At 45.7% G+C, this 24,201-nt stretch carries 24 protein-coding genes; 13 read left to right on the plus strand and 11 right to left on the minus strand.

The annotated features are described in order from the left end of the window. Window positions 1-14 precede the first annotated feature (14 nt). From E8Q33_RS16285 to fae, 6 genes are all read left to right on the plus strand, one after another. Window positions 15-539 carry a lytic transglycosylase domain-containing protein gene (locus E8Q33_RS16285; RefSeq protein WP_247870117.1) on the plus strand — a complete coding sequence of 175 codons (525 nt, stop codon included), beginning with the start codon at window positions 15-17 and terminating at the stop codon, window positions 537-539. 9 nt (window positions 540-548) lie between these two features. Beyond that, window positions 549-1,775, plus strand: coding sequence for a multifunctional CCA addition/repair protein (locus E8Q33_RS13630; protein ID WP_136555403.1), 1,227 nt, complete (start codon window positions 549-551; stop codon window positions 1,773-1,775). Between the two features lie 78 nt (window positions 1,776-1,853). Further along, window positions 1,854-2,837: a methenyltetrahydromethanopterin cyclohydrolase gene (mch, locus tag E8Q33_RS13635; RefSeq protein ID WP_069294675.1), complete on the plus strand. Its 984-nt coding sequence runs from the start codon at window positions 1,854-1,856 to the stop codon at window positions 2,835-2,837. 9 nt (window positions 2,838-2,846) lie between these two features. Further along, window positions 2,847-3,773 (plus strand): RimK family alpha-L-glutamate ligase, encoded by a 927-nt coding sequence (locus E8Q33_RS13640; RefSeq protein ID WP_136555484.1) that lies wholly within the window; start codon window positions 2,847-2,849, stop codon window positions 3,771-3,773. Next, window positions 3,763-4,641: a triphosphoribosyl-dephospho-CoA synthase gene (locus E8Q33_RS13645; RefSeq protein ID WP_136555405.1), complete on the plus strand. Its 879-nt coding sequence runs from the start codon at window positions 3,763-3,765 to the stop codon at window positions 4,639-4,641. The genes E8Q33_RS13640 and E8Q33_RS13645 overlap by 11 nt, the downstream gene beginning before the upstream one ends. Before the next feature lie 117 nt (window positions 4,642-4,758). Beyond that, on the plus strand, window positions 4,759-5,277 hold the full coding sequence (fae, locus tag E8Q33_RS13650; RefSeq protein WP_069294677.1) for a formaldehyde-activating enzyme: 519 nt from the start codon (window positions 4,759-4,761) through the stop codon (window positions 5,275-5,277). Window positions 5,278-5,317: 40 nt separating this feature from the next. Here the strand turns inward: fae and E8Q33_RS13655 are convergent, their stop codons facing one another. Then, window positions 5,318-6,013, minus strand: a complete 696-nt coding sequence (locus E8Q33_RS13655; protein ID WP_136555407.1) for a HisA/HisF-related TIM barrel protein — start codon at window positions 6,011-6,013, stop codon at window positions 5,318-5,320. 22 nt (window positions 6,014-6,035) lie between these two features. Between E8Q33_RS13655 and E8Q33_RS13660 the strand changes: the two genes are divergently transcribed. Genes E8Q33_RS13660 through E8Q33_RS13680 form a run of 5 tightly spaced genes read left to right on the plus strand, consistent with a single transcriptional unit; the run spans window position 6,036 to window position 11,216 of the window. Next, window positions 6,036-7,034 (plus strand): ATP-grasp domain-containing protein, encoded by a 999-nt coding sequence (locus tag E8Q33_RS13660; protein ID WP_168800218.1) that lies wholly within the window; start codon window positions 6,036-6,038, stop codon window positions 7,032-7,034. Then, complete coding sequence (locus E8Q33_RS13665; protein ID WP_136555411.1) at window positions 7,027-8,070, plus strand: hydantoinase/oxoprolinase family protein; 1,044 nt, start codon at window positions 7,027-7,029, stop codon at window positions 8,068-8,070. The genes E8Q33_RS13660 and E8Q33_RS13665 overlap by 8 nt, the downstream gene beginning before the upstream one ends. Before the next feature lie 9 nt (window positions 8,071-8,079). Then, window positions 8,080-9,465 carry an aminodeoxychorismate synthase component I gene (gene pabB, locus E8Q33_RS13670; protein ID WP_136555486.1) on the plus strand — a complete coding sequence of 462 codons (1,386 nt, stop codon included), beginning with the start codon at window positions 8,080-8,082 and terminating at the stop codon, window positions 9,463-9,465. Next, window positions 9,466-10,041 carry a delta 1-pyrroline-5-carboxylate synthetase gene (locus E8Q33_RS13675; RefSeq protein WP_136555413.1) on the plus strand — a complete coding sequence of 192 codons (576 nt, stop codon included), beginning with the start codon at window positions 9,466-9,468 and terminating at the stop codon, window positions 10,039-10,041. Further along, window positions 10,038-11,216 carry a pyridoxal-dependent decarboxylase gene (locus tag E8Q33_RS13680; RefSeq protein ID WP_136555414.1) on the plus strand — a complete coding sequence of 393 codons (1,179 nt, stop codon included), beginning with the start codon at window positions 10,038-10,040 and terminating at the stop codon, window positions 11,214-11,216. Before E8Q33_RS13675 ends, E8Q33_RS13680 begins: the two co-directional genes overlap by 4 nt. On the opposite strand, the gene E8Q33_RS13685 is transcribed toward E8Q33_RS13680, so the two are convergent. The 8 genes from E8Q33_RS13685 to E8Q33_RS13720 all read right to left on the minus strand — a co-directional run bounded on the left by E8Q33_RS13685 (window position 11,191) and on the right by E8Q33_RS13720 (window position 19,492). Further along, a complete protein-coding gene (locus tag E8Q33_RS13685) occupies window positions 11,191-12,858 on the minus strand; it encodes an SPOR domain-containing protein (RefSeq protein ID WP_136555416.1) in 1,668 nt (555 codons plus the stop codon). The two genes, E8Q33_RS13680 and E8Q33_RS13685, sit on opposite strands and share 26 nt — an antisense overlap. A gap of 8 nt (window positions 12,859-12,866) precedes the next feature. Next, window positions 12,867-13,952 carry a 3-dehydroquinate synthase gene (gene aroB, locus E8Q33_RS13690; protein WP_136555488.1) on the minus strand — a complete coding sequence of 362 codons (1,086 nt, stop codon included), beginning with the start codon at window positions 13,950-13,952 and terminating at the stop codon, window positions 12,867-12,869. Beyond that, the gene (aroK, locus tag E8Q33_RS13695) at window positions 13,952-14,485 is read right to left on the minus strand and encodes a shikimate kinase AroK (RefSeq protein ID WP_069294685.1); all 534 of its coding nucleotides are present in this window, start codon (window positions 14,483-14,485) and stop codon (window positions 13,952-13,954) included. The genes aroB and aroK overlap by 1 nt, the downstream gene beginning before the upstream one ends. A gap of 85 nt (window positions 14,486-14,570) precedes the next feature. After that, window positions 14,571-16,673, minus strand: a complete 2,103-nt coding sequence (gene pilQ, locus E8Q33_RS13700; RefSeq protein WP_136555418.1) for a type IV pilus secretin PilQ — start codon at window positions 16,671-16,673, stop codon at window positions 14,571-14,573. A gap of 53 nt (window positions 16,674-16,726) precedes the next feature. Continuing rightward, window positions 16,727-17,275, minus strand: coding sequence for a pilus assembly protein PilP (locus E8Q33_RS13705; RefSeq protein WP_168800221.1), 549 nt, complete (start codon window positions 17,273-17,275; stop codon window positions 16,727-16,729). Between the two features lie 8 nt (window positions 17,276-17,283). Continuing rightward, entirely contained in the window at window positions 17,284-17,871 is a 588-nt protein-coding gene (locus E8Q33_RS13710) for a type 4a pilus biogenesis protein PilO (protein WP_069294688.1), read from the minus strand. A gap of 2 nt (window positions 17,872-17,873) precedes the next feature. Then, a complete protein-coding gene (locus E8Q33_RS13715) occupies window positions 17,874-18,434 on the minus strand; it encodes a PilN domain-containing protein (protein ID WP_136555422.1) in 561 nt (186 codons plus the stop codon). Continuing rightward, window positions 18,434-19,492 (minus strand): pilus assembly protein PilM, encoded by a 1,059-nt coding sequence (locus E8Q33_RS13720; RefSeq protein WP_069294690.1) that lies wholly within the window; start codon window positions 19,490-19,492, stop codon window positions 18,434-18,436. Before E8Q33_RS13720 ends, E8Q33_RS13715 begins: the two co-directional genes overlap by 1 nt. 188 nt (window positions 19,493-19,680) lie before the next feature. Between E8Q33_RS13720 and E8Q33_RS16290 the strand changes: the two genes are divergently transcribed. Then, window positions 19,681-21,231: a penicillin-binding protein 1A gene (locus tag E8Q33_RS16290; RefSeq protein WP_247870118.1), complete on the plus strand. Its 1,551-nt coding sequence runs from the start codon at window positions 19,681-19,683 to the stop codon at window positions 21,229-21,231. Further along, window positions 21,228-22,076, plus strand: a complete 849-nt coding sequence (locus E8Q33_RS16295; protein WP_247870119.1) for a penicillin-binding transpeptidase domain-containing protein — start codon at window positions 21,228-21,230, stop codon at window positions 22,074-22,076. The genes E8Q33_RS16290 and E8Q33_RS16295 overlap by 4 nt, the downstream gene beginning before the upstream one ends. 297 nt (window positions 22,077-22,373) lie before the next feature. On the opposite strand, the gene E8Q33_RS13730 is transcribed toward E8Q33_RS16295, so the two are convergent. Together E8Q33_RS13730 and rpmE are read right to left on the minus strand one after the other, a co-directional pair. Further along, complete coding sequence (locus E8Q33_RS13730; protein ID WP_136555424.1) at window positions 22,374-23,849, minus strand: M48 family metalloprotease; 1,476 nt, start codon at window positions 23,847-23,849, stop codon at window positions 22,374-22,376. Between the two features lie 28 nt (window positions 23,850-23,877). Further along, entirely contained in the window at window positions 23,878-24,078 is a 201-nt protein-coding gene (gene rpmE, locus E8Q33_RS13735; RefSeq protein ID WP_014705308.1) for a 50S ribosomal protein L31, read from the minus strand. Window positions 24,079-24,201 lie beyond the last annotated feature (123 nt).

Here is a 24,201-nt window from a genome sequence, read left to right on the forward strand (position 1 = left end):
GCTATTGGGATGCCTTGGATTTACGTTTCCCGGTGCTTTATGGCAACGAAATGCGACAAGCCAGTGCCAATGTCGGTGTTGACGCGTCATGGCTGCTTGCCATTGCCAGACAGGAAAGTGCCTTTAATCCTCAAGCACGTTCTCATGCTGGTGCGATGGGTTTGATGCAAGTCATGCCAGCGACCGGCAAACAAATAGGTGGTTGGCTCAATAAGCCGTTAAAACAGGATTCTGAACTCTACAACCCAGCCCGCAACATTGAAATGGGCAGTTTTTATATCCGCCGTATGCAAGATCAATTTCAAAGTAATCCCGTGCTGGCAACTGCCGCCTATAATGCCGGGCCGCATCGTGTTTCGCGCTGGTTACCGGAACAAACCATGCCTGCTGATATCTGGGTAGAAAATATTCCGTTTACCGAAACGCGCCGTTATGTCCGTGCAGTATTCAGTTTTGCTGCAACCTACGACTATCAGCTAGAAGTTCCAATCAAGCGAATGTCAGAAAGGATGCCTGCCGTTCGCCCCAGAACGCGTTAACCTATCAATATGCAAATATTTAAAGTAGGTGGCTGTGTTCGGGATCGCTTACTGGGTTTACCGGTAAAAGACCGGGACTGGGTTGTGGTTGGTAGCAATGTTGAGGAAATGCTCGCTCAAGGATTCAGACCGGTGGGCAAAGATTTTCCGGTTTTCCTGCACCCAAACACGCACGAAGAATATGCACTGGCACGCACTGAGCGCAAAACTGCGCCTGGTTACCATGGCTTTGAATTTCATGCCTCACCGGAAGTCACCTTAGAAGAAGATTTGGCCAGACGGGATTTGACCATCAATGCAATGGCAGAAGATGCCCATGACAATGTCATTGATCCTTTCGATGGACAAGCCGATCTGCATAATAAAATTCTCCGCCATGTGTCTACGGCTTTTGTTGAAGATCCCGTGCGTGTCTTACGTCTGGCACGTTTTGCAGCTCGCTTCGACTTTCAAGTTGCCGATGAAACCAAACAGTTAATTTCCCAAATGATCGCTAATGGCGAACTGGAACACCTGGTCGCAGAACGCGTATGGCAGGAATTAGAAAAAGCTCTGTTGAGCGAACAACCATCGTTGTTTTTTTACTGCCTGCGTGAGGTGGGAGCCTTGAAGACTCTTTTTCCGGAAATTGATCGACTGTTTGGTGTCCCGCAAATCCCTAAATGGCATCCCGAAGTGGATACCGGTGTACATGTAATGCTGGTATTGGATCAGGCGGCCAGACTCAGTGATGATCTGGCCGTACGTTTTGCCGCGTTATGCCATGATTTGGGTAAAGGCACGACACCAGAGGATATTCTGCCAAGTCATAAAGGCCATGAAGCCCGCAGTATAGCTTTGACTCAACAACTGTGTGAACGCCTGCGGGTGCCACGAGAAATCACCAGCTTAGCAATAAAAGTAGCTGAATTTCATACGCATAGCCATTTGCTATTCGAGTTATCGGCCGCTGAAGTGTTAGCTGTATTTGAAGGTCTGGATGCGTTTCGCAAACCGCAGCGGTTTTCACAATATCTGTTGGCCAGTGAAGCCGATTTCCGAGGACGCCCTGGATACGAAGATGCGGATTTACCTGAAAAAGCGGCTTTTCAAGCCTGTTTTAATGCTTGCCGAGAAGTGAACGCCGCACCGTTTATAGCAAAAGGCTTACAAGGCCCTGCAATCGCTGCCGCCATTGCGGAAAAACGTTGTCAGATTATCGATGAAAAGCTTGAGCCGTTTCGTAAAAAACACTGAGACAGCAGCAGGCTGACTGTTACAGCGCTAAGTGCATGACGTATACTATTTTCATTTTTTATCAGACAGGATCTTTTCATGAGCAGCCAAATCTCCGCCAACTGGACCAGTGTTAACGCCGCCTGTCAGCCTCTGGTTGATAAATTAATCGACAATGCTCAAGCCTTGCAATTAGAAATCAGCTATTTATCCAACGGTACTCGCGTAGTTGATGCCGGCATCAAAGCCAATGGTGGTTTAGAAGCAGGTCGTTTGATTGGTGAAATCTGTATGGGCGGATTAGGCACAGCCACACTGGGCAGTAACAGTGGTTTTGCTGAATGGCCCTGGTCAGTTAATGTGCATGCTAAAACTCCGGTCTTAAGCTGCCTGGGCAGTCAATATGCTGGTTGGAGCCTGTCGCATAAAAGTGAAGATGTTAAATTCTATGCACTGGGTTCTGGGCCAGGTCGTGCGTTGGCTGCTCGTGAAGAATTATTCAAAGAATTTGGCTATCAGGATAAAGCGGATTCTACTGTCATTGTGCTCGAAGTCGACAGTATGCCGCCAGTTGAAATCGCCGAGAAAATTGCTGACAACTGCGCCATTAAACCGGAAAACCTGACATTAATTCTGACTCCAACCACCAGTCTGGCGGGAGTAATGCAAATTGCCATTCGTGTACTCGAAGTCGCTATGCATAAAGCACATACCCTGCATTTTCCTATGGATAAAATTGTCGATGGTTTTGGTACAACGCCTGTTGCACCGCCGGGTGGCGACTTCATGACTGGCATGGGCCGCACCAACGACGCCATTCTTTATGGCGGTACTGTGCACCTGTTTGTGAACAGCAGCAACGATGAAGCAAAGGATCTGGCTGAAAAAATGCCTAGTAACACTTCGTCAGATTATGGTCGCCCATTCGGCCAGATTTTTAAATCTTATGAATACGACTTTTTCAAAATTGACCCAATGCTGTTCAGCCCGGCCAAAGTCATTATTACCAGCACCCAAACCGGCAAGAGCTTTACTGCAGGTGAGTTGAATGCTGACTTATTGAAACAATCCTTCGGGTTTTAATATTTGACTATGCCCCATGCCCGCATTGCCATTTTTAACGATACTCATGGTTGGCACAGCGTCCAGTTAACTGAGGCTTTGTCAGCTCTAGGCATGGAGGCGGTGCTTATCGATCTGGCGGATTGCCGGATCGATACGCGAAGCCCGACCGGATTGATCATTCCAAAGTTTGAGACAACATTGCCAGATGCCGTTCTGGTTCGAGGCATTGCTCCAGGAAGTCTCGAACAAATTACTTTGCGCATGGATGTTTTGCATACTCTGGCAGAATTAGGAGTCCCCGTTCTCAATCCCGCTCATGCTATTGAACTGACCGTTGATAAAGCGAGAACATCCCTAAAACTTCATTTAGCCAATATTCCCTCACCGCACACCTGGGCCTGTGAAAATCGGCAACAAGCTCTGCAAATCGCTGTTGAAGAGCTTGTGAAAGGCCATAGTCTGGTCGTTAAACCACTGTTTGGTTGCCAAGGAAAAGGCATTCAAAGGATTGAACATATATCGCAACTGGATCAGTTGTCCGTGGTCGGTGAGGCCTATTACTTACAACATTACGTTGCTCCAGTTCAAACCGACCAATGGCAAGATTGGCGACTAATGGTGGTTCAAGGTGAAGTCATTGCAGCCATGACTCGTCGTTCTAATCACTGGATCACTAACTTTGCACAAGGGGCAAGTTGCTTTGCCAGCACCGTTACGCATGAAATGGCACAGCTTGCTATTCAGGCGACAGCAGTTGTAGAGGCACCTTATGCCGGAGTCGATCTGATTCAGGATCAGCAAGGTCGTTTCAGTGTATTAGAAGTAAATAGCGTCCCAGCCTGGAAAGGTTTGTATCAAGCAACCGGAATTGATATTGCCGGTCGACTTGCCTCAATGGTGGCCTCACATATTCAACACATCAGACAGGTATCATTTCCCGAACATGTTGGATGAACAACAGATTACTGAATGCGTACGCTGGGCCTGTGAACAAGAGGTTAACGCCCCAAAACCCGGTAATGTAAATGTGTGGAGCGATGGCCACAATATGGCTGTGCAGGACTTTTTATTAAGTGCCAAAGCTATTTCTCCCATCATGGCCCAACCAAATCTGAGCGTGGGTCAACGAATTCTGCAATCTATAGAGGCCACGCGTCAGGTTGTTAATTGCAACACCAATCTTGGCATTGTGCTGTTGTTTGCCCCACTGTGTGATGCAGTTCAGTGCTGCTCCAGTTTTGATACGTTATCCTTTGAACTCGAAAAAACATTAAGCCATTTGACATTGGAAGATGCTCAGCTTTGTTATCAGGCTATTCGTCTGGCCGAAGCGGGTGGCATGGGTGAGCAATCCGAGCAAGACATTAATCAACAACCCAGTGTGACTCTCCTAGAAGCCATGGCATTAGCGCAACATCGGGATACTATTGCGTTGCAATATGTTAATAATTACCAGCAAGTATGGGATATCGGCTATAAAGAATTGACAGAAGCGCTGAAATGTGGGGAAAAGGTTGAATGGGCAGCCACATTCGCGTATCTTTACTTACTAGCACGTGTGCCGGATACTTTAATTATAAGAAAGCAATCCCGGCATATCGCCCAGACAGTGGCACAGAAGGCACAGTTATTTATTTTAAAAATGAATAAAAATAGACCCCTAAGCAATTCAACAGCTGAGCTGACCGTCTGGGATCACGAATTAAAGCGTCACGCCATAAATCCCGGAACCTCCGCAGATATGACTGCAGCAGCACTGCTGCTGTTTGCGTTTGAGCAGGCGTTTGATTCGAACCGAATTTCAGTAGCACGATGCTTATAGCGGGCGGCACTGAGCAGGTGATACGTTCCTTTATTACGTATAAACCTCAACCTCACGAAAACGGTTGAGGAAAAAATGAGCCTTTTTGACAATTTTTTTGGAACAGGAAAATATAACATGCCAGTTATCGATCGCGTACTTGTAGGTGAATCCTTAGTCATTGAAGATGGTGACTTAGACAACGTTGCTCACATTGACTTATTAATGGGCCCACGTGGTTCAGCAGCAGAAGATGCTTTCTGCCGCACTATGACCGACCAGAAACAAGGTGTTAACGGCCTGTTGGCTGTTGTTGCACCTAATCTGATGGTCAAACCAGCCACCGTTATGTTCAACAAAGTAACAATCAAAAACATGAAACAAGCTGTGCAAATGTTTGGCCCTGCACAACGTGGTGTTTCTGTTGCTGTTGCTGAATGTGTTGAAGATGGCACTATCCCTGCCAGTGAAGCTGATGATTGCTTCATCTGCGTTGGTGTATTTATTTCACCAACTGCTGACAGCGATGCAAAAATCCAAGACTGGAACTACCGTGCAACTAAAGAAGCTATCAAACGTGCAGTAGCACGTGAGCCTAAAGCGGCTGACGTTGTTGCACAATACAAAGCTTCTGAACACCCATTTGGTGCTAAGTAAGTTTTAGACTGATGCAAATGCCACCCTTCGGGGTGCATTTTCAGTTCATTATCTGGCGTATCGTATCGACGCTAAGCTCGCCTTTGTGCAATGCACTGGCAACTAGTACAGCTTTGATACCTGCTTCCGCCAAATCTGTTAAGTCTTCTTTTCCTCTCACTCCACCCGCAGCGACTATCTCCGCATTTGGTTTGAGCAATTGTATTTTTCTCAGTAATTGCCTATCCGGTCCATCATCGCTACCCACACTATCCAAACTCATGACGATGATGGTGTCAGGCCACAGTTCAGTCTTTTCGAGTAAATCAAATTTCCCCAATAAATTTCCCTGTCGAAAATCCAAGGACAAGATAAATTCGGTTGGCTGAAGCTGTTTTAATAAATCCAGATCGTTAAGACTTTCACTTCCCAATATGGGCTTGAGGTTTGGGATATCGTGCCAAATTAACCAATCATCCAGGTTGCGTATTCCCGCATCCAGCCAGATGGTTAACTTCGGAAAAAGCTGATGCAATTGCAGATAAAACGCTTTATCTATCTTGCCTGCTTCAATCGCATCCAGATCGGCTATGTAAATATGGGTAAACGGAAACCATGTTAATAATTGTTTTAGTACTGCATTCGGGTAAACGCTGGAGGTAAGTTGTGACTTAAGTGGCAGATAATGATCACGTTGACCGCCACGGGCATGCACAACCTTGCCCCCCATTAAATCAATGACCGGTATAATCAGCACTTCTTTAATAAACCTCAGAAAAATGAACTTAGTCGTATACGAGCATATCACCAGTGGCGCATTGTGTGATGAGCAGTTACCCGCATCCCTCGCACACGAAGGCGAGATGATGCTTTATGCCATTGTGCAGGACCTGCTGCGGCTCTGTCATATTCATATCACTATTCTGCAGGATAAACGTCTGACACTCCCTGAGTGGCTGATAAGCTCCCAGAGAATTACCATACATAGTTGCGCCAATCAGCAGCAATTTGAACAACAATGGCAAACCTGCCTAGGAGAACACGCATATTTTTTGCTGATTGCACCAGAAACTGACCACACGCTCCTAGCATTACAACAACAAGTGCTCGCCGCGAACAAAACCTACTTTGGATGTTCATCGGAGGCAACCATGCTGTGTAGTGACAAACTCCGCTGCTATCATTTGATGCAAACAGCAAATATTCCGACACCAACCAGCTATTCCGCCAGCAACGCTCTTTTGGATGTGTGCCTGATTAACCAGCCATATATCGTCAAGCCACTGGACGGGGCGGGCTGTCTGGAGACGTTCAAATTTGATTCTGTAATACAATCTCGAGAGTATTTGATCTCCTTACCGCAGGACCGTCGGGACAGATTGATTGTTCAACCTTATATTGAGGGTGCAACATTAAGTCTGAGCATTTATGTCGATGAAGAAGACATTCAACTGCTTTCAATTAATGAACAATTAATCGAACAACACGCATCACAACTTGTCTTTCATGGGTGTGCCATAAATAGTGATGTTACGCGGCAATTCAGCCAGCAGGAGGCAACGCAGCTTGCCATCAACATCCATCAGGCTATTGCAGGATTATCAGGCTATGTTGGTATTGATTTTATCCTGAGTAAGCAAGGCCCGGTGGTGGTCGATATCAATCCACGACTGACCACGGCTTATGTGTATTTATCGGCTAATGGTTTGCACAACCCTGCTCTGCCGTTATGGCAGCATTTACAACGTTTGGATCAACAAGAAGCGCAATATGCATAGACAAGAGAAAGGCTGTTTCACTGGTTGGGATATTGGCGGGGCGCATTTAAAGGTAGTTCGTTGTGATACTGAGGGCCAACTGTTGCAAGCCATTGAGCTACCTTGTCCACTGTGGTTAGGTAAAGATGCTTTGCGTAAAGCCATCCGGCTGGCCATCGACACCTTGAACAACGAATTGGATCAGCAACTGATCACGATGACGGGGGAACTGGCTGATTGCTTTGCTGACAGAGCGAGCGGTGTCTCAGAAATTCTGTCCTGTATGTCTGAATACTTTCCTACCGATCGGCTATCCGTTTTCAGTAAAGATGGCTGGATAAGCCAGGAGGAAGCTCGAACTCATTGGGATAAAGTCGCCTCAATGAACTGGTTGGCCAGTGCACAATTAGTCGCCAACCAGTATTCAACAGCCCTTTTGATCGATTGTGGCAGCACTACGACTGACATTATCGCTCTCGAAAACTCTGCCCCTCAATTAACCGCCTATGATGATCAAGGCCGTTTAAGTAGCGGTGAACTGTTGTATACCGGTGTTATTCGCACACCGTTGATGGCTGTCAGCCAGAAATTACCTTTTCGTGGCCAATGGCAAAACATCACCGCTGAAGTGTTTGCAACCACGGGTGATTGCTGGCGCATTCTGGAAGAATTAAGCGCATCGCAAATAAATGATAAAAGTGCTGACGATAACGATTGGCAACTCGAAAACTGTCAACGTAGATTGGCCAGAATGCTGGGCACCGATGCAGGTTTATTTGCTGCAGCAGACTGGCACAATGTCGCAGTGTGGTTTACTGAGCAACAATTACAGCAGATCCACAATGCCTGTTTACAGGTGTTGTCTGTCCAGAGCGGTTTTGACCAACAAGCGCCGATAATCGGCGCCGGTAGCGGACGGTTTATCGCCAAAATAATAGCTAACCGTTTAAACCGTCCCTATGTGGATTTTGATACCCTGCTAGGAGCGCATGAAAATGCTGCAGCATACGCACCGGCCAGTGCTCTTGCGCTTCTAGCCCAAAGGCAGTTCACGTAAAATACCATGATGACTTCTCAACCACCGCCTTTATGTGCTGAGCTACCCTATCAAATAGATAGCGAACTTCTGTTTGCAGCCATTCGCGATTTGCCCTGGGCAGTTTTTCTAGATAGTGCAATGACTGAAGGTGAAAATGGCCGCTTCGATATTATCGCAGCAGATCCATTTATTACCCTGCAAACCCGCGATCAAACCACGACCATTGAATATCGAGATACAGCTGGTCAACAATCCTGTGATGATCCTTTTGGTTTACTGCAATGCATACTGCAGCAATACGCCCAACCTTTGAGCGACTTGCCTTTTTGTGGCGGTGCCATCGGCTACTTTGGTTATGATCTGGGACGCCGAATTGAAAAATTGCCTGAGCTGGCCATTGACTCAGAACAGATTCCGGAAATGGCTGTTGGTATTTACGATTGGGCGGTTATCAATGATCATCAACAACAGCGTTGTTGGTTGGTCAGTTATGGATTGGATCCTGAAACGCATCGTAACTGGGCAAATTTACTCAGCCGACTGCAACAGCCAAAAAAACCAGACTCAACTATTTTTAATGTTACGGGTGAATTACGCTGTAATCTGAATCAAACAGCTTACCAGACAGCATTTGAAAAAATTAAAAACTACATCACCGAAGGTGACTGTTATCAGGTCAATCTGGCGAAGCGCTACGAAATAGCTGCCGAAGGCGATCCGTGGATTGCCTATCAGCAATTACGCAAACAGAATGCCGCACCTTTTTCGGCCTTTCTAACGACTCCAGAAGCCACCGTATTAAGTTCTTCGCCTGAACGGTTATTGCGCGTAAAAAATAAACACGTTGAAACCAAGCCCATTAAAGGTACGCGCCCACGCGATCTTAATGATCCAGAGCGTGACAGATTACTTGGTAGACAATTACAGGATAGTCTTAAAGATCGTGCAGAAAACCTGATGATCGTGGATTTACTGCGTAATGACCTGGGTAAAGTGTGTGAGCCAGGATCAATCTCAGTTCCTACGCCTTTTGCACTGGAATCATTTGCTACAGTTCATCATCTGGTCAGCACCATCACTGGCACGCTCGCCACAGATCAACATTCCGTTGGTTTGTTACGCGCCTGTTTTCCTGGAGGATCGATAACTGGCGCGCCCAAATTACGCGCCATGCAAATTATCGAAGAACTCGAACCGCAGCGTCGTGGTGTGTATTGCGGCAGCATCGCTTACATCGGATTTGATGGCAATATGGACAGCAACATCACTATCCGTACTTTAGTATTTAGCGATAATCGCCTGCGGTTCTGGGCGGGTGGCGGCATTGTTGCCGATTCTGAACTTGAGGCGGAGTATCAGGAAGTGGCTGATAAAGCTGCTGCCATGCTCGCACTGGTGGAGTCTTTACGCTAAATGCTTATTGTGAAACTGGGCGGCAGTCTCTATCGCACAGCAGAGCTTAAATCCTGGTTAGCATTGTTAGCCGAATACGCGCAGCATGATTCGGTAGTGATTGTTCCTGGTGGCGGGCCTTTTGCCGATATGGTTCGGCAAGCACAGGCATTGCATGCATTTGATGATCAACATGCTCACCATATGGCCCTGCTGGCGATGGCACAATACGGGCTGATTTTGCATGCATTGCAACCGTCTGCCATTACCATCAATACTCCAGCCCAAGCCCCCACCAGCGGCCAACTAGCTATCTGGTTGCCAGACGATCAGTTATTGCAAGCTGAAGAATTAATGCAGAACTGGGACATCACCTCAGATAGCCTTGCGCTTTGGTTTGCCCAGCAACACGCTCAGAGCAAATTAGCACTTATCAAGTGCGTGCCCGTCACAACTGGTGATATGAATGTTTTAAGTGAAAACGGCGTTATCGACCAGGGTTTTAGAGCTCTGTTTCAACAACATCCAGTTGAGACTTATCTTGTTCATTATCAACAGCTGAATAATTTCCCCAAGAGTGGTGTTGTACTCGGATGAGTGATCAACAAACTGCGTTATCCAATGTGTTGCAGGATTTAATAAGCCAAGCTTTAAATCGCACTAATATGGCTGCTGAGCAACAGCAGCAATTGCTCAAGCAGGTCGACAGTATTTTGTTCGCTGCACAGCGCCACAGCCAGTCCAATTGGGCTGGACATATGACAACTGCAGTAAATGAAATTGCGGCATTGGGACAGCTGTTAGCGAGTCTACATCAAGGTAATTTACTCTCGCCAGAGCTCTATCCCGAACTCAACGTGATTGAAAGCGATATCTTTGCTTTTTTCTGTCCTTTATTTGGCCAAACATCAGGCCATGTCACACACGGAGGCAGCTATGGCAATCTGGACGCCTTATGGCAGGCACGAAAAAAATACGGTCACTATTCAAAACGGGTTTATGCCAGCGACCAGTCACATTATTCCATCGCCAAGGCTTGCGACATGTTGGGGTTGGATCTTCAACTGATTACATCCAATTCGCTGCAGCAAATTGACATCGTTGCACTAGAGATGGCCTGTAAACAACAGCCGCCCATGGCGATTGTGGCGACCTCAGGCACAACCAGCAGTGGGCAACTGGACGATATAATTGCCATCAAACAGATCACTAAGCAAATACCCTGCTGGCTTCATGTTGATGCCGCCTGGGGTGGATTTTTGAGCTTGATTGACAGCAGTCCTCTAAGTGCAGAACTACTTGGGCAAGCAGATTCAGTGTGTTTTGACCCACATAAAAGTTTGGGTCAACCACGGCCTAGCGGGTTATTGATGCACCAAAAGGGGATAAACCAAACACCCTTCTCAACCCAGTATTTAAGCCAAGCACCTCGTGACGTGTTACCGGGGTCATATGGTGGCGAGCTGTTGCTGCCTTTGTGGTTAACGATTAAAACGCTAGGGAAAACCGGTTTAGCCAGTCAAATTCAAGCGAAACTTCAGGAGGCTTGTCAATTTGCCAGTTTTATCAATCAACAATCTGGGTGGTGGGCACAGGGCTCCCCGACTGGCATCGTCTGTTTTACGGCACCACAAAGTCAGTTGTCGGGCTTGGTTGAGAAAGGGATTTTTTCGCAAACGGAACTGGCTGGAAAATCGGTATATCGAGCGGTATTTGCCAGTCATACCACACGCTCTGATGCATTAATTAGCGATCTGGCGCCCTTTCTGTAATCTGTTTTTGTACATCATCAAAGCGTCGCAACCAAGGTTTGACTTTATTTAACGGTGATGGCCACTGTTTACTGGAACGCATCGCGACATCTCTCGATGGATACACACCATAAATCAATGCATACCAGACTTTATCGTCACGCATACTCTCAAAAATCGCTACATTGCCGGTGAGTGAATGCTTTTTCACAAACCTTTCAATTTCAGTACGATCCCATGAGCCCATTAGCTGAAATGTAAAAGCCTTCCCGGATTGTTGTAAAACCCAGTCTTTATCTTTTATTGTCGTATCAACCAATGATGGGTCGGGTTTCGATACTGGGGCGGGAGGTGGAATTAACTCGACAGGTTTAATTTCTTCAGTTTTTGAAGTTGATTGTTGCTCGTCCGTAGCTGTTTCAGCTTCCGTGACTTCTACGACATTGTTCTTTGCAGCATCGTTAGTACTAATTGCCGTAATTGATTCCGAGGGAATGATCTCTGTCTCCAGTATTTCTGCGGATAGTTCAGGTTCTGGTATAGCAGACTCAAGCTCTGCCTCAAGTTCAGGCTCTGGAATTTCTACTGCAGGTGCTTCAACTGTTTGCTCAAGTTCATCAAGCAATTCCAGTAATTCCAAACGATCTGCTTCCGCAACACTGGTTAATTCTTCTGGCTCATCAATCACCACCATGGGCAGCTCTTCGGTTAAATCCTCATTAACGAACAAATCATCCTGTATGGGATCTGTATCCGATACAAACCAGTCGTTTATCTGTTGCTGATAAATCAGAACCGCTGCTAGTAAAACACCCACAGGAGCGAGACCAAACCATTTATTCCATTTAAAGCGGATTTTATTAATTTTAGGGCTGATCTTCGGTAGCTTAAAACTGAGCGGAAGTTGCAGCTGTCGGGATTTGCCTTGACCTAATAAAAATTGATGTGCCGCTTGATTTAACTTCGCCGGATTACCAGCTGACTGGCGATGAATACGTGCTAACGCTCTTTCATTAAAAGGACTATCGCCATTGAAACCGGCCCCCTGCAACCTTTGTAACAAATAAGCAGCTGTTTCGGCGAGCGGAATCGGGGTGAGCATTAACGACTGCAAACGATCATTATCCGTCACGATGGAATCTGCTGCGACATCTGTTAACACAGCCCGCCACAGGTATTTATCGCCATGCTGCCAGTCAAGCCATATCTGTAATTGCTGACGTAATGGTTCAGCCAGTTTACTAACATCGTCAATCAACAAAATCGGTCGAATTTGTAAAGCTTGCAGCTGTTGTAATCGCTGCTGTAACAGCTGGAGATTATTGCTGCCTAGCGTATTTTCTTGGGGTGCACCGAAGACTTGAAGACATCGGCTGACCATAAACTGAATGGTTAGCGACGGTTCAGCCTGAATGTAACAAAAACGCAGATCATCACCACCAAGCTTCATTAAGGCTTTTAAAGCGGTCGTTTTTCCCAAGCCTTTTGGACCGTAGAGCAACGGAATTTTATCGCTGGCTCTAAGCAGGTGGAGCACTAAATCAAGACGCTGCTTTATTTCTGGCCCTAGATACAAACTAGCATCGGACACCTCAGCTTTAAATGGATTGCTCTGAAGCGCTAATCTCGAAATATATTTTGGTTCAGCTGCCGCCGCCTTCATGGCATTACTCAATATCCAGCAGTAAATTTTGCCAGGGTTTCGGCCAGAGCCGGTGCATCATAATCATCGGAAATAACCGCCTGACCAATGTCGCGCAGCAATACTAGACGAATCAGTCCATCCTGAACTTTTTTATCGACTGACATCAAGTCCATAAAGTCTGCCGAAGTTAAATTTCCTGGAACTGCGACCGGTAAATTAGCCGCAAGCATAATTTCCCGAATTCGAGTGACTTTATCATCGCTTAGCCATCCCATGCGTTGGGATAAATCTGCGGCCATCACCATACCAATTGCAATGGCTTCACCATGCAGACAGTGGCCATAACCACATCCGGTCTCAATAGCATGACCAAAAGTGTGTCCAAGGTTTAATAAAGCCCGTACGCCTTGCTCGCGTTCATCATCGGCCACTATCGTGGCTTTATCCTGACAGGATCGCGCAATCGCTTGTGCTAGTGCAGCCTGATCTCGCGCTATCAGCAATGACATATTCTGTTCCAGCCAGTTAAAAAACTCGCTGTCATTAATCAAACCATATTTAATGACTTCAGCTAGGCCGGAAGAAAACTGCCGATCATCCAAAGTATTTAATGTGGCGGTATCAGCCAAAACACACTGGGGTTGATAAAACGCACCAATCATATTTTTGCCTAAGGGATGATTTACTGCCGTTTTACCGCCGACAGAGGAATCTACTTGCGAAAGCAGTGTAGTGGGAACCTGAATAAACGGCACCCCACGTTGATAACATGCTGCGGCAAAGCCTGCCATATCACCAATAACACCGCCTCCCAAAGCTATGATGGTCACCTGACGGGACAAACGTGCTTCCAATAAACGATCAAAAATTTGCTGCATAACTGCCAGCGTTTTGTATTGTTCACCGTCCGGTAATATCACCACTTCAACACGATAATCAATTAAAGCCGTTTTCACGACATCCAAGTACAACGGCGCCACTGTTTCATTAGTGACGATCAATACTTCTTTGCCTCGGATATGCGTACTAAACAAGCTGCTTTCGGCAAGCAAATCTTCGCCAATGTATATAGGATAACTGCGTTCACCGAGCGCAACTTGAAGTGTATTCATCATAATTCGTTATCTTTTGTTTTTAATTGCTGCAGCTGTTTTATCACTGCATTTACGGTTCGCGTAACAGACTGATCACCGGTTTGTAGAACCACATCAGCCACTTCACGATATAAAGGGTCACGTTGTGCCATTAACAGCTTAATTTGCTGGCGACGGTCGCCTACTTGCAAAAGGGGCCGACTAGTATCTCGTGAGGTGCGCCGGAAAAGTTGCTCTGCCGAAGCAGCAAGATAAACAACCTTACCGCGTTTCAAATTACGCCGGTTTTCTTCAGCAAGTACAGCTCCACCACCAGTTGCCAGCACGATATTTTCCATAGCGGTGAGTTCAGCAATGATTTTTTGTTCACGTTCTCTGAAACCCGCCTCACCTTCCATTTCAAAAATCCAGGAAATAGACACGCCTGTGCGTTTTTCAATCTCACGATCGCTATCATAAAACTTGAGGTGCAGCTTCTTAGCAAGCTGTCGACCAATGGTCGACTTTCCAGACCCCATCGGTCCCACCAGAAATATATTACCTGAAATCACGCGACTAATGACTCAACTGTTTATCGTGAAAAAAAAACCGGATCGTAGTAGATCCGGTTTTTTATCTTAACTGAAAAAGCTGGATTTAATAATCCATACCTTCCTTAATAATTTTTGGCGTCACAAAAACCAGCAACTCACGTTGACGATTTTCATTCAAATCCGTTTTGAATAAGAAACCGACATACGGTAAGTCACCAAAAAATGGGACACGTGTTGAAGATTGAGTTGAGGTTTGTTCATAAATACCCCCAAGTACGACCGTTTCGCCATTGTCCACCAATACCTGTGTACGAACACTTCGAGTATCAATACTCGGGACCCCAAGGAAAATAGCACCCACTTCATCCTTATTAACTTCCAGATCCATCACAATGCGATCATCTGGAGTTATCTGTGGCGTTACATCCAACTTTAACAATGCTTCTTTAAATGAAACCGATGTGGCACCACTTGATGAAGCTTCTTGATAAGGAATTTCGGTACCTTGTTCAATGGTCGCCTGTTTTTGATTAGAGGTAATGACTCGCGGGCTAGAGACAATCTCACCTTTACCTTCTTCCTGCATCGCGGACAATTCTAATTCCAATACAGCACCTAAAGGCAATTTAGCCAAGGCCAGAGCAAAGGTACCGGCAGGATTGGAGGCTGGTAAATTCACATTCAAATCCTGGCCTCGTATACCAGTAGAATTCGTTGGCACTACTGAGTTGTTATTGGTGGCAGGAACCTGCAGGCCTTCAAGTGAGCCTGACGTACCTGCACCCAGAGTGCCGCTTCGTGCAGAAGTCCCAAAACGCACACCCAACTCTTTGGCAAAATCATTATTCGCAATAACAATTCGCGACTCAATTAACACCTGACGTACCGGAATATCGAGTTTTTCAATTAATTTACGCACGTCGGCCAGATTTGTTGCAGTATCTCGCAGCAATAATGAATTGGTCCGTTGATCCACCACCACGCTACCACGATTCGACAGGAAACCACCGGCACTGCCACCTGCAGTAGTTTGTCCCTGAGTGGTGGTTAAAATCGCCGCCATTTCAGTGGCTTTAGCAAAGTTGACTTCAAATATTTCTGAATAAAGCGGTTCCAGTTCGACTAATTGCTTTCTGGCTTCAAGTTCCTGTTTTTCACGAGCTGCAATCTCCGCAGCTGGTGCAATTAACATCACATTGCCATTCTGACGCATCCCTAAACCTTTGGTTTTCAGGATGATATCCAGAGCTTGATCCCAAGGCACATTTTTCAAACGTAAGGTTAAATTGCCTGTTACCGTGTCACTGGTGACGAGATTCATGCCATTAAAATCAGCCAGTAACTGTAATACCGCTCTAACCTCAATATTTTGGAAATTTAACGAGAGCTTTTCACCTTCAAAACCAAACTCGCTCTCAGTATCCGCTAAGCTTTGCTCTGCAACTGGTTTTACTTCAACCACCAGCATATCGCCAGACTGATATGCCAGATGTTCGAATTTACCGGTAGTGGTCAACACTAATCGCGTACCTTCCGGGGTTTGAATGCTGTCAATTAAATGAACGGGGGTTGCAAAATCTATGACATCCAAACGACGCTGCAACTTGCCAGGCAAATTGACACCAGGTAAGTCGACCACTAAATCGCCACGTTCACGACGCACTTCTAATGAGGTGTTTTCATTTTGCAAAGCAACCATCAGTCTGGCTTCACCCTGCTCTCCTCGTCGAAAATCAATGTCCGTCACAGCATTGCCAGTTTGTGGAGCAGAAGCTGCTGAACCAGTGCGGGCACTTGCAACAGAAGTATTGTCATTCAACATGACTTTGACCACATTACCTTCCACCTCGACTTGATAAGGCAGTTTGCGTAACAGGTTAATCACCATGCGAGTACGTTCACCAGCTTCAACTGTAGCAATGCTACGAGTCTGTCCGCTGTTAATTTGTTTCGTCGTTTCGCTTAATTTATTACTGACACCTCGAAAGTCGAGCACAATTCGAGCCGGCTCATCAGTAGCAAAACTCTCAGGAGTCTCGACAGCTTCAGAAAACGTCAGGGTGATGAGTCCTTTATTACCGGAGAGGGTTGAATAATCTAGGGACTGTAATTCATTTGCTGAGGCAAACCCACTGACTATCAATAATGAGAACATACCCAAGCTCGACCGCCACCGTTCAAATATTGTTTTGTCTGTGGGTGCCATGACTTGCCGCCGTGTGAATTTTATTGCGTATTTACTCATCATTATCCTGGCCTTTAATTTATCTCAACGACGGGTACTGTCGTTTCACGTTCGTTATAGCCATTCCCTTCAGCTACGATTTCTTTTAGTGTCATGTAGGTTTCACTGATTTCGACAATCTGACCATGGTTCATGCCCATGTAATTGCCAATTTGAACTCGATGTATCGTGCTATCGGGTGCCCGAATCAGTGCCCAAATACTTTCCTGCTCCAGCGTACCGACATATTGCAAATCAGACAGCGAATAACTTTCCAATAATTCTTTCATCCGATTTTCGTTCGGTTGAACACCACCGCCCTGGACTTCTTGTTCAGGCTCAGGTTCTGGAACATCAATCACGGTTGGAACAAAAGGATCACGTAAGCCAGCTGCCGAGTAGCTGAACTTCTCATATGGTTTCATTACCGGGATCGGTGGAATATCTACTTGTTGGCGTGCTTTAACTTCTTCGACATAATTTTGCAGGTTATCTTTTTTTGAATCACAGGCCGTCAGTACTAACGCCAGTGAAAGCAGTAACAGCCTGCAAATTAATGATTGTATTGTTGAGTTAGAGTTCATCACCAGCATCATTTCCCTTGCTCATCAAAGTAACGATATGTCTTGGCGGTAACATCCATCGTCATATTGCCACTGGTCGTCAAAGGCCCCATTTTGAAATTATGTAAGGTCACAATTCGTGGTAAGGCAGCAATCCCGCTGACAAACTCGGCAAATTGATGATACGAGCCAGTCACGCGCATGGTAATTGGCAATTCAATATAGAAATCTATTGGTCGCTCTTCTTCCGGTTTAAATAATTCAAATTCCAAACCGTTAACTAATCCAGTGCGTGAAATATCGACCAGTAAATCGGCCACTTCACTTTTTCTCGGTAATTGTTGCAACATGGAAGCGAACGATACTTCCATTTCTTTCATTTGCTCTTTGTAAGCTTCCAGATTGACAGCTTTGCTCTGTTTTACTTCAAAGCTCATGCGTAATTCAGTTTCGGTTTGTTCCAGCCGCGCTAGTTGACTACGTTTGTCTTTGATTAAAAAATAATAGCCAGCGCCCCAAATCACTGCACAAATCAATATCGCTGCAACAATTTTGCCTATCAGCGGCCATTCACCGCTTTCATTGAAGTCAATATCATTGATTGAAGGTATATCCATGACTATTGCTCCTCATCCGTGCTGGCTTTGGATTCATTCACTTCTACGGTGAATTGGCGGATGGCATCATCACGAGACGATGTCCGTTGCACAATACGGAGTTTTGACTCTGTGAATTCCGGATCTTTATCAAGTTGATTCATCAATACCGATACCCTGGCGTTAGTTTGCGCCACACCTTGCACAATTAACTTATCGCCCTCTCGGGTTAAAACTTGAAGATGAATTCCTTCAGGAACCGTTTTAACTAGGGAATCAAACACTTTTACGACTTTCGGACGACTCTGCTGCAAATCTTGAATGACTTGCATCCTAGCAAGCAGCTGATCGCGTTGTTTCTCCAGTTCTTGAATTTCTCTGATTTGAATATCTAATTTGGTAATTTCTTGTTGCAGGAAGCTATTACGTTGCGTTTGCTCATTCAGGAGCCCGTTCATATAGCTGGTAAAAAAGTAAAAAACCAATATGGCAAACCCTAGGGTTAGTCCCATTGCGATATAAAATTGTTTTTGCCGTTCCTGGCGCTTTTCTTCACGCCATGGCAGAAGATTAATATGTGCCATTAGTCAAAGCTCCTCATGGCCAACCCACAAGCAATCATCATTGACGGGGCATCATTACTTAAAGCCTGGACTTTAACTCTGGAGCCTAAAGCCATATCGGTAAAAGGGTTCGCTACAGATGTAGATGTGCCAGTTTCAGCCTCGACAATCTGATCAACACCATCTATTGATGCACAACCACCAGCAATTATGATGTGGTCGATTGACTGATATTGACTTGAAGCGGAAAAGAAAAATTGCAGTGCTCGAGTGATGGTAACCGCCATCGATCGTTTAAATGGCTCAAGCACTTTGGGGAGATAATCATCAGGCAAACTGCCATCTTTTTTGGCACGACCGGCTTCTTGATAAGACATCCCGTAATAACGCTCGATATCTTCCGTAAGCATTCTGCCGCCAAATGTTTGTTCACGGGTAAATACAATTTTGCCATTAACCAGTACGTGTAAGGTGGTGACATTCGCACCCACATCTGCAACAGCAACCGTTAAGCCATTTCCTTGATTGGGCAATTGTCTGGCAATCAATGAAAAAGCATTTTCGACTGTATAAGCCTCAACATCGACCAGGCGTGGCTTCAACCCGGCTTTTTCCAGCACTGTGGTTCGGGCATCAACATTTTCACGGCGTGAGGCTGCCAGTAAGACATCAACCGCATCAGCATCAGCGGCAGAAGGACCCAAAACCTCAAAATCAAGGCGTACTTCATCAAGCGGATAAGGAATATAATTTTCTGCTTCCAACATCACATTTTCTTCCATATCGCGTTCTGAAATGGATGCAGGAAAGGAAACCACTTTGGTGATTGCTGAGTTGGCTGAGACGGCAACAGCCGCATCTTTGGATTTGGTACCCGAGCGTTTAACTGCTCGCTTTATGGCACCGGCGACTTCATCACTATTCTCAATACGGCCTTCCACCACAGCATTTACAGGTAATGGTTCGACGGCATAGGATTCTACGGTGTAACGATCCCCGCGTTTATTTAGCTCCAACAGCTTCACCACCGAAGAGCTGATATCTATCCCTAATAACGGGGATTTTTTAGGTCCAAACATGCATCGCCCCAATTCCATCGAAATGATGTGTGAAGTACACTTACCTTTGTAAGTTAAAGTAGTTTATTAACTATTACTAGGATGTCAACAACTAAAAGTGTGACATTTTCCCGAAAAGTCATTAACTGGCATTATTACGACGTTTATATATACTCTACGGTTTTATTTTTTGCGAACGAAATAATCCAATGTCGCGACTTGTGTCACGCCTTTTAATATGGGGCTTTACCCTTCTGATAGCTGGTCTGCTGTTTATCGCTGTAGCCTATCTATTTCTGTCACCTAAACTCCCTAGTGCTGAATCACTGCGCACGGTGCAATTACAAATTCCTTTACGTGTATTTAGTGAGGAAGGCTTGTTGATGGCTGAGTTCGGCGAAAAACGTCGCATACCAGTCACTTACGATGAAATTCCGTACAAACTTATCGAAGCCTTTCTGGCTGCAGAGGATGATCGTTTTTTCCAGCATCCTGGAGTGGATTATCAAGGCCTGATCCGAGCCGCTTATTCGTTAGCGCTTACCGGTGAAAAAGCGCAAGGTGGCAGTACAATCACCATGCAGGTAGCACGTAATTTCTTCTTAAGTAACGAAAAAACCTATTTGCGCAAAATCAATGAAATTATTTTGTCGCTTGAAATAGAAAACACTTTATCTAAGGAAGAAATCCTCGCTCTATACCTTAATAAAATCTTCTTGGGTCACCGCTCATATGGAGTTGGCGCAGCTGCCGATGTTTATTACGGCAAAAGACTTGAAGATTTAACACTGGCTCAAATGGCCATGCTCGCCGGTCTTCCCAAAGCTCCTTCCACCACCAATCCGATCACCTCTCCTGAAAGAGCATTAAATCGGCGGAATTATGTACTGAGAAGAATGCTGGATGTCGGCTATATAACACAGGCCGAATATCAGGAAGCACTTAAAGAAGAAGTGAGTGCCCGCTATCATGGACGTGAAATTGAAGTTTATGCCCCGTATGTTGCTGAAATGGTACGGACATATATAGTTGATGAATATGGCGAACTAGCCTATGAAAACGGCATGCGAGTATTTACAACTATTAAAGCCAAACATCAGCAAGCATCAACAAAAGCTTTGCAGGATGCTCTTCTGGCCTATGACAAACGCCATGGCTACCGAGGCGCCGTTGCCAAGGTTGATCTTAGTGAATTACCGGATTTAGCAGCCTCGGAACTTCATCTGAAAGATTATTCAATAATTGGCTCTATCAGCCCCGGCTTAGTACTGAGTATCGAAAATAATGTTGCACAGGTTTTTGTAAAACGCTTGGGCCAAATTGAACTACCTTTTTCAGCCGTCAGTTGGGCACAACCGCAATTGAGTGCCAATAGCATGGGCCCAAGACCGCAGACTATCTCTGATGTATTGGCAGTTGGCGATATTGTGTATCTTCGCGCCTTAGAAGAAGATTCATGGCAATTGGCCCAAATTCCTGAAGCTCAAGCTGCTTTAGTATCGCTAGCATCAGAGGATGGGGCCATTACTTCACTGCAAGGTGGATTTGATTACTTTCACAGCAAATTTAATCGGGTCACCCAATCCAAACGACAGCCTGGTTCCGGCTTTAAACCCTTTGTGTATTCGGCTGCATTGGAGAAAGGCTACACCGCGGCAACGGTTGTAAACGATGCGCCAGTGGTATTTGATGATCCTGGGCTTGAAAATGTCTGGCGCCCAGAAAATTATAGTGGTCGTTTTTTCGGCCAACCCGCTTGAGGGAAGCACTCACTCACTCGCGAAACTTAGTTTCAATTCGTCTGCTTAGAGATATCGGCATTGCCTACACCGTAGATTACGTGCAACGTTTTGGTTTTACACCAGAGCAGGTTCCGGCCAATCTTTCGGTTGCCTTAGGTAGTGGTAATGCTGCACCGTTAGACATGGCTCGTGCATATGCGACTTTGGCAAATGGCGGTCATTTGGTGAATCCTTATATTATCTCCCGTATAGAAAACTCCGCGGGTGAGGTAATAATGCAGACCAAACCACACAAAGTGTGTGACAACTGCGCTGTTCCAACTGAAGCAATATCCGAAGAAGAAGCTTTAATGCAGGCTGAACTGTTAGGTTTCTATCCTGCCAAACAAGTCATCACACCGCAAAATGCATTCATTGTTAACAGCATGTTGCGAGATGTGGTGAAATTCGGCACCGGCAGGCAGGCACTTAGCCTGAATCGAAACGATTTGGCAGGTAAAACCGGTACGACCAATGATCAACTTGATGCTTGGTTTAATGGTTATACCCCGGATTTAGTCGCTATCGGCTGGGTGGGTTTTGACAACCCTCGCACATTAGGACGATACGAAACTGGTGGCCGCGCTGCATTACCAATGTGGATTGATTTTATGCGAGTGGCTCTTGCTGATATACCTCAACACGCTTTCGAGCAACCCGTAGATATGGTGACCGTTCGGATTGATCCACAAACAGGATTACTGGCTCGTCCAGGGGATTCGGATGCCATCTACGAAACCTTTCACAAGGACAATGTGCCTGCGATGCGCGGTGGAAGCAGTTCCACACCTGACCAGGATGATTCACTTATTGATTTGTTCTGACAAACATATCTTCTCCTGGCAGGAAAACTGCCGGGAGATACAATCACGATTCACCAATACAGAGCTCGTAATCTGAGTCTAGCTGCTTGAACAAAATAGCCTGAGATTTCGTCTGCATATGCGGTGAATTGGGAAAACTGAACGATAACAACTAATTGATTACATTCTGCCAATCGTTCAGATTTCAGCTTAGCAATGGGGGGACAGTTGTCTAAGTGTTCGCAATGTATCTGCTTGAGGAAAATCTCAAGCTATAACTGTATGCATTCTGGGAGCTTAAAAGCAACCAATGTTGAACTAGCGAATACGTTTAGCCATTTGTCCGGGCTTCAATTCACCATTTGGATAATGACCATTTAATAATCGCAATTGTTGGATTGGACTATTACTGATCCGGGTAGTGGCCGCCCAGTTTGCATAGCTATCATTATTTCCCACCTTAACGACTTCTATACGCTGTGCTTTGGCTAAGTGTTTTTCGTCATCTCGCAAGGCATGAAAGCTCATCACTGTTTCACGAAAACTGGCATCAAACTTACTAAAATCTCCAGCCGCTTTGGTGGTGGCGATGAAAATAAAGGCTTGCTCACGCAGATATAAAACCGCAACACGAACATTTTTGCCTTCTGCCACTGCAATACCGGTATAACCCTGCAGGCCATGACTGGTAATCGCTTCACCACTCTTCAGATCTTTAATATTCAGTCGGTCACGGATGAATTCCGCCGGTGTCTGTTTACGATTAAGATCGGAAACACCCATCTCAATAATCGCTAAACCTTGTGGAGCCACCGCACGCAAACTGGTTGGATTATTTTGGATATGCCAATTAACTGGAAAGCTCAAAGCAAACTGCATATCACCATGATAAAAGTTTCTGCCTGACCGAATTCCCTGGGACTCGCTATCGCCAAACACCATGCCGTCAATCCGCTGCAGGTAACGCTCAACACCTTCTTCACCCTGAGCAGAAGTTTTATAACGATCTGCCGCCTTAACTACTTCCTGCAAACGCGTATCGTTGTCCGGGTGAGAGGCAAACAGGCCGTGATAACCCTGGTAGTCCTGTCCTTGCTTTTTAGCTTCTGCTTCAGCAAAGGTAGCCTGATCTTTTAACACCCCGATCACATTAATCATAGCCTGAGGGTTATAGCCCGAACGGGCCAGATATTCTGCACCAAGTCGATCCGACTCTAATTCGTGTTCTCGACCATAACCACTAAGCAAAGCGCCACCGAACATATTAAATAAGTCCTGCGCGCCAGCAGTACGCATTCCCGGCACCAGGATTGCACCAAGTGTGTAACCTAGATTAGCCGCTTGAGCAGCACTTTGCTGACGGACGCCGTGTCTTGCAGTAACATGGCCAATCTCATGCCCCAGAACGGCGGCCAGTTCAGCCTCGGAATTAAGATAAGACATTAAGCCGCGGGTGATATAGATATAGCCGCCAGGTAAGGCAAAAGCATTGATAACCGGCGAATCCAGCACGGTGAATCGATAAACCAGATCATCACGATGGCTGACTACAGCAAGTCTTTGCCCTACTTCCTGCACATATCTTTGCAGTGCTTCATCTTCATACAGACCGTATTCTTTGACGATCTGCGGATGATAAGTACGGCCCATCTCCAGCTCTTTGCTTTCACTGAACATCACAAAGTCTTGCCCGCCAGTTACTGGATTTTGCGCACAACCCGTAACAAATCCCAAAAACAACAAAGCCCCTGTCAATCGACAGAGGCTTTGGTATGTAGCTTTAATGATGTTCATTAGTAACTTCGGCTTATTGCCCGGAAGTTTACTTTCCGTATTTTTGACGGAATTTATCAACACGACCGGCGCTATCAAGCATTTTTTGTTTGCCGGTGTAGAACGGGTGACATTCTGAGCATACATCCAGCGTCAGGTCATTGCCGCGTGTTGAACGGGTTTTGAAGCTGTTACCGCAGCTGCAGGTAACATTGATTTCGCTATAATCTGGATGGATATCCGCTTTCATATCTGTTCTCGCCAATAATAATGTTTGCCTGACAAACATACAAAATACGTTTGCCCTTTCTGAACCGCGTAATTCTACTGATCAGCCATCGTTTCAGCAAGCCTTAAATAAGTATTTATTTTT

Origin of the sequence: Methylophaga sp. SB9B (assembly GCF_004832235.1) — a bacterium.
Lineage (GTDB): Bacteria > Pseudomonadota > Gammaproteobacteria > Nitrosococcales > Methylophagaceae > Methylophaga > Methylophaga muralis.

Excerpts from the sequence above, each read along its gene's own strand:
- E8Q33_RS13630 (WP_136555403.1), top strand. The coding sequence starts at position 549 with ATGCAAATATTTAAAGTAGGTGGCTGTGTTCGGGATCGCTTACTGGGT.
- mch (WP_069294675.1), top strand. The coding sequence starts at position 1,854 with ATGAGCAGCCAAATCTCCGCCAACTGGACCAGTGTTAACGCCGCCTGT.
- E8Q33_RS13640 (WP_136555484.1), top strand. The coding sequence starts at position 2,847 with ATGCCCCATGCCCGCATTGCCATTTTTAACGATACTCATGGTTGGCAC.
- E8Q33_RS13645 (WP_136555405.1), top strand. The coding sequence starts at position 3,763 with ATGTTGGATGAACAACAGATTACTGAATGCGTACGCTGGGCCTGTGAA.
- fae (WP_069294677.1), top strand. The coding sequence starts at position 4,759 with ATGCCAGTTATCGATCGCGTACTTGTAGGTGAATCCTTAGTCATTGAA.
- E8Q33_RS13660 (WP_168800218.1), top strand. The coding sequence starts at position 6,036 with ATGAACTTAGTCGTATACGAGCATATCACCAGTGGCGCATTGTGTGAT.
- E8Q33_RS13665 (WP_136555411.1), top strand. The coding sequence starts at position 7,027 with ATGCATAGACAAGAGAAAGGCTGTTTCACTGGTTGGGATATTGGCGGG.
- pabB (WP_136555486.1), top strand. The coding sequence starts at position 8,080 with ATGACTTCTCAACCACCGCCTTTATGTGCTGAGCTACCCTATCAAATA.
- E8Q33_RS13675 (WP_136555413.1), top strand. The coding sequence starts at position 9,466 with ATGCTTATTGTGAAACTGGGCGGCAGTCTCTATCGCACAGCAGAGCTT.
- E8Q33_RS13680 (WP_136555414.1), top strand. The coding sequence starts at position 10,038 with ATGAGTGATCAACAAACTGCGTTATCCAATGTGTTGCAGGATTTAATA.
- E8Q33_RS13685 (WP_136555416.1), bottom strand. The coding sequence starts at position 12,858 with ATGAAGGCGGCGGCAGCTGAACCAAAATATATTTCGAGATTAGCGCTT.
- aroB (WP_136555488.1), bottom strand. The coding sequence starts at position 13,952 with ATGAATACACTTCAAGTTGCGCTCGGTGAACGCAGTTATCCTATATAC.
- pilQ (WP_136555418.1), bottom strand. The coding sequence starts at position 16,673 with ATGGCACCCACAGACAAAACAATATTTGAACGGTGGCGGTCGAGCTTG.
- E8Q33_RS13705 (WP_168800221.1), bottom strand. The coding sequence starts at position 17,275 with ATGAACTCTAACTCAACAATACAATCATTAATTTGCAGGCTGTTACTG.
- E8Q33_RS13710 (WP_069294688.1), bottom strand. The coding sequence starts at position 17,871 with ATGGATATACCTTCAATCAATGATATTGACTTCAATGAAAGCGGTGAA.
- E8Q33_RS13715 (WP_136555422.1), bottom strand. The coding sequence starts at position 18,434 with ATGGCACATATTAATCTTCTGCCATGGCGTGAAGAAAAGCGCCAGGAA.
- E8Q33_RS13720 (WP_069294690.1), bottom strand. The coding sequence starts at position 19,492 with ATGTTTGGACCTAAAAAATCCCCGTTATTAGGGATAGATATCAGCTCT.
- E8Q33_RS16290 (WP_247870118.1), top strand. The coding sequence starts at position 19,681 with ATGTCGCGACTTGTGTCACGCCTTTTAATATGGGGCTTTACCCTTCTG.
- E8Q33_RS13730 (WP_136555424.1), bottom strand. The coding sequence starts at position 23,849 with ATGAACATCATTAAAGCTACATACCAAAGCCTCTGTCGATTGACAGGG.
- rpmE (WP_014705308.1), bottom strand. The coding sequence starts at position 24,078 with ATGAAAGCGGATATCCATCCAGATTATAGCGAAATCAATGTTACCTGC.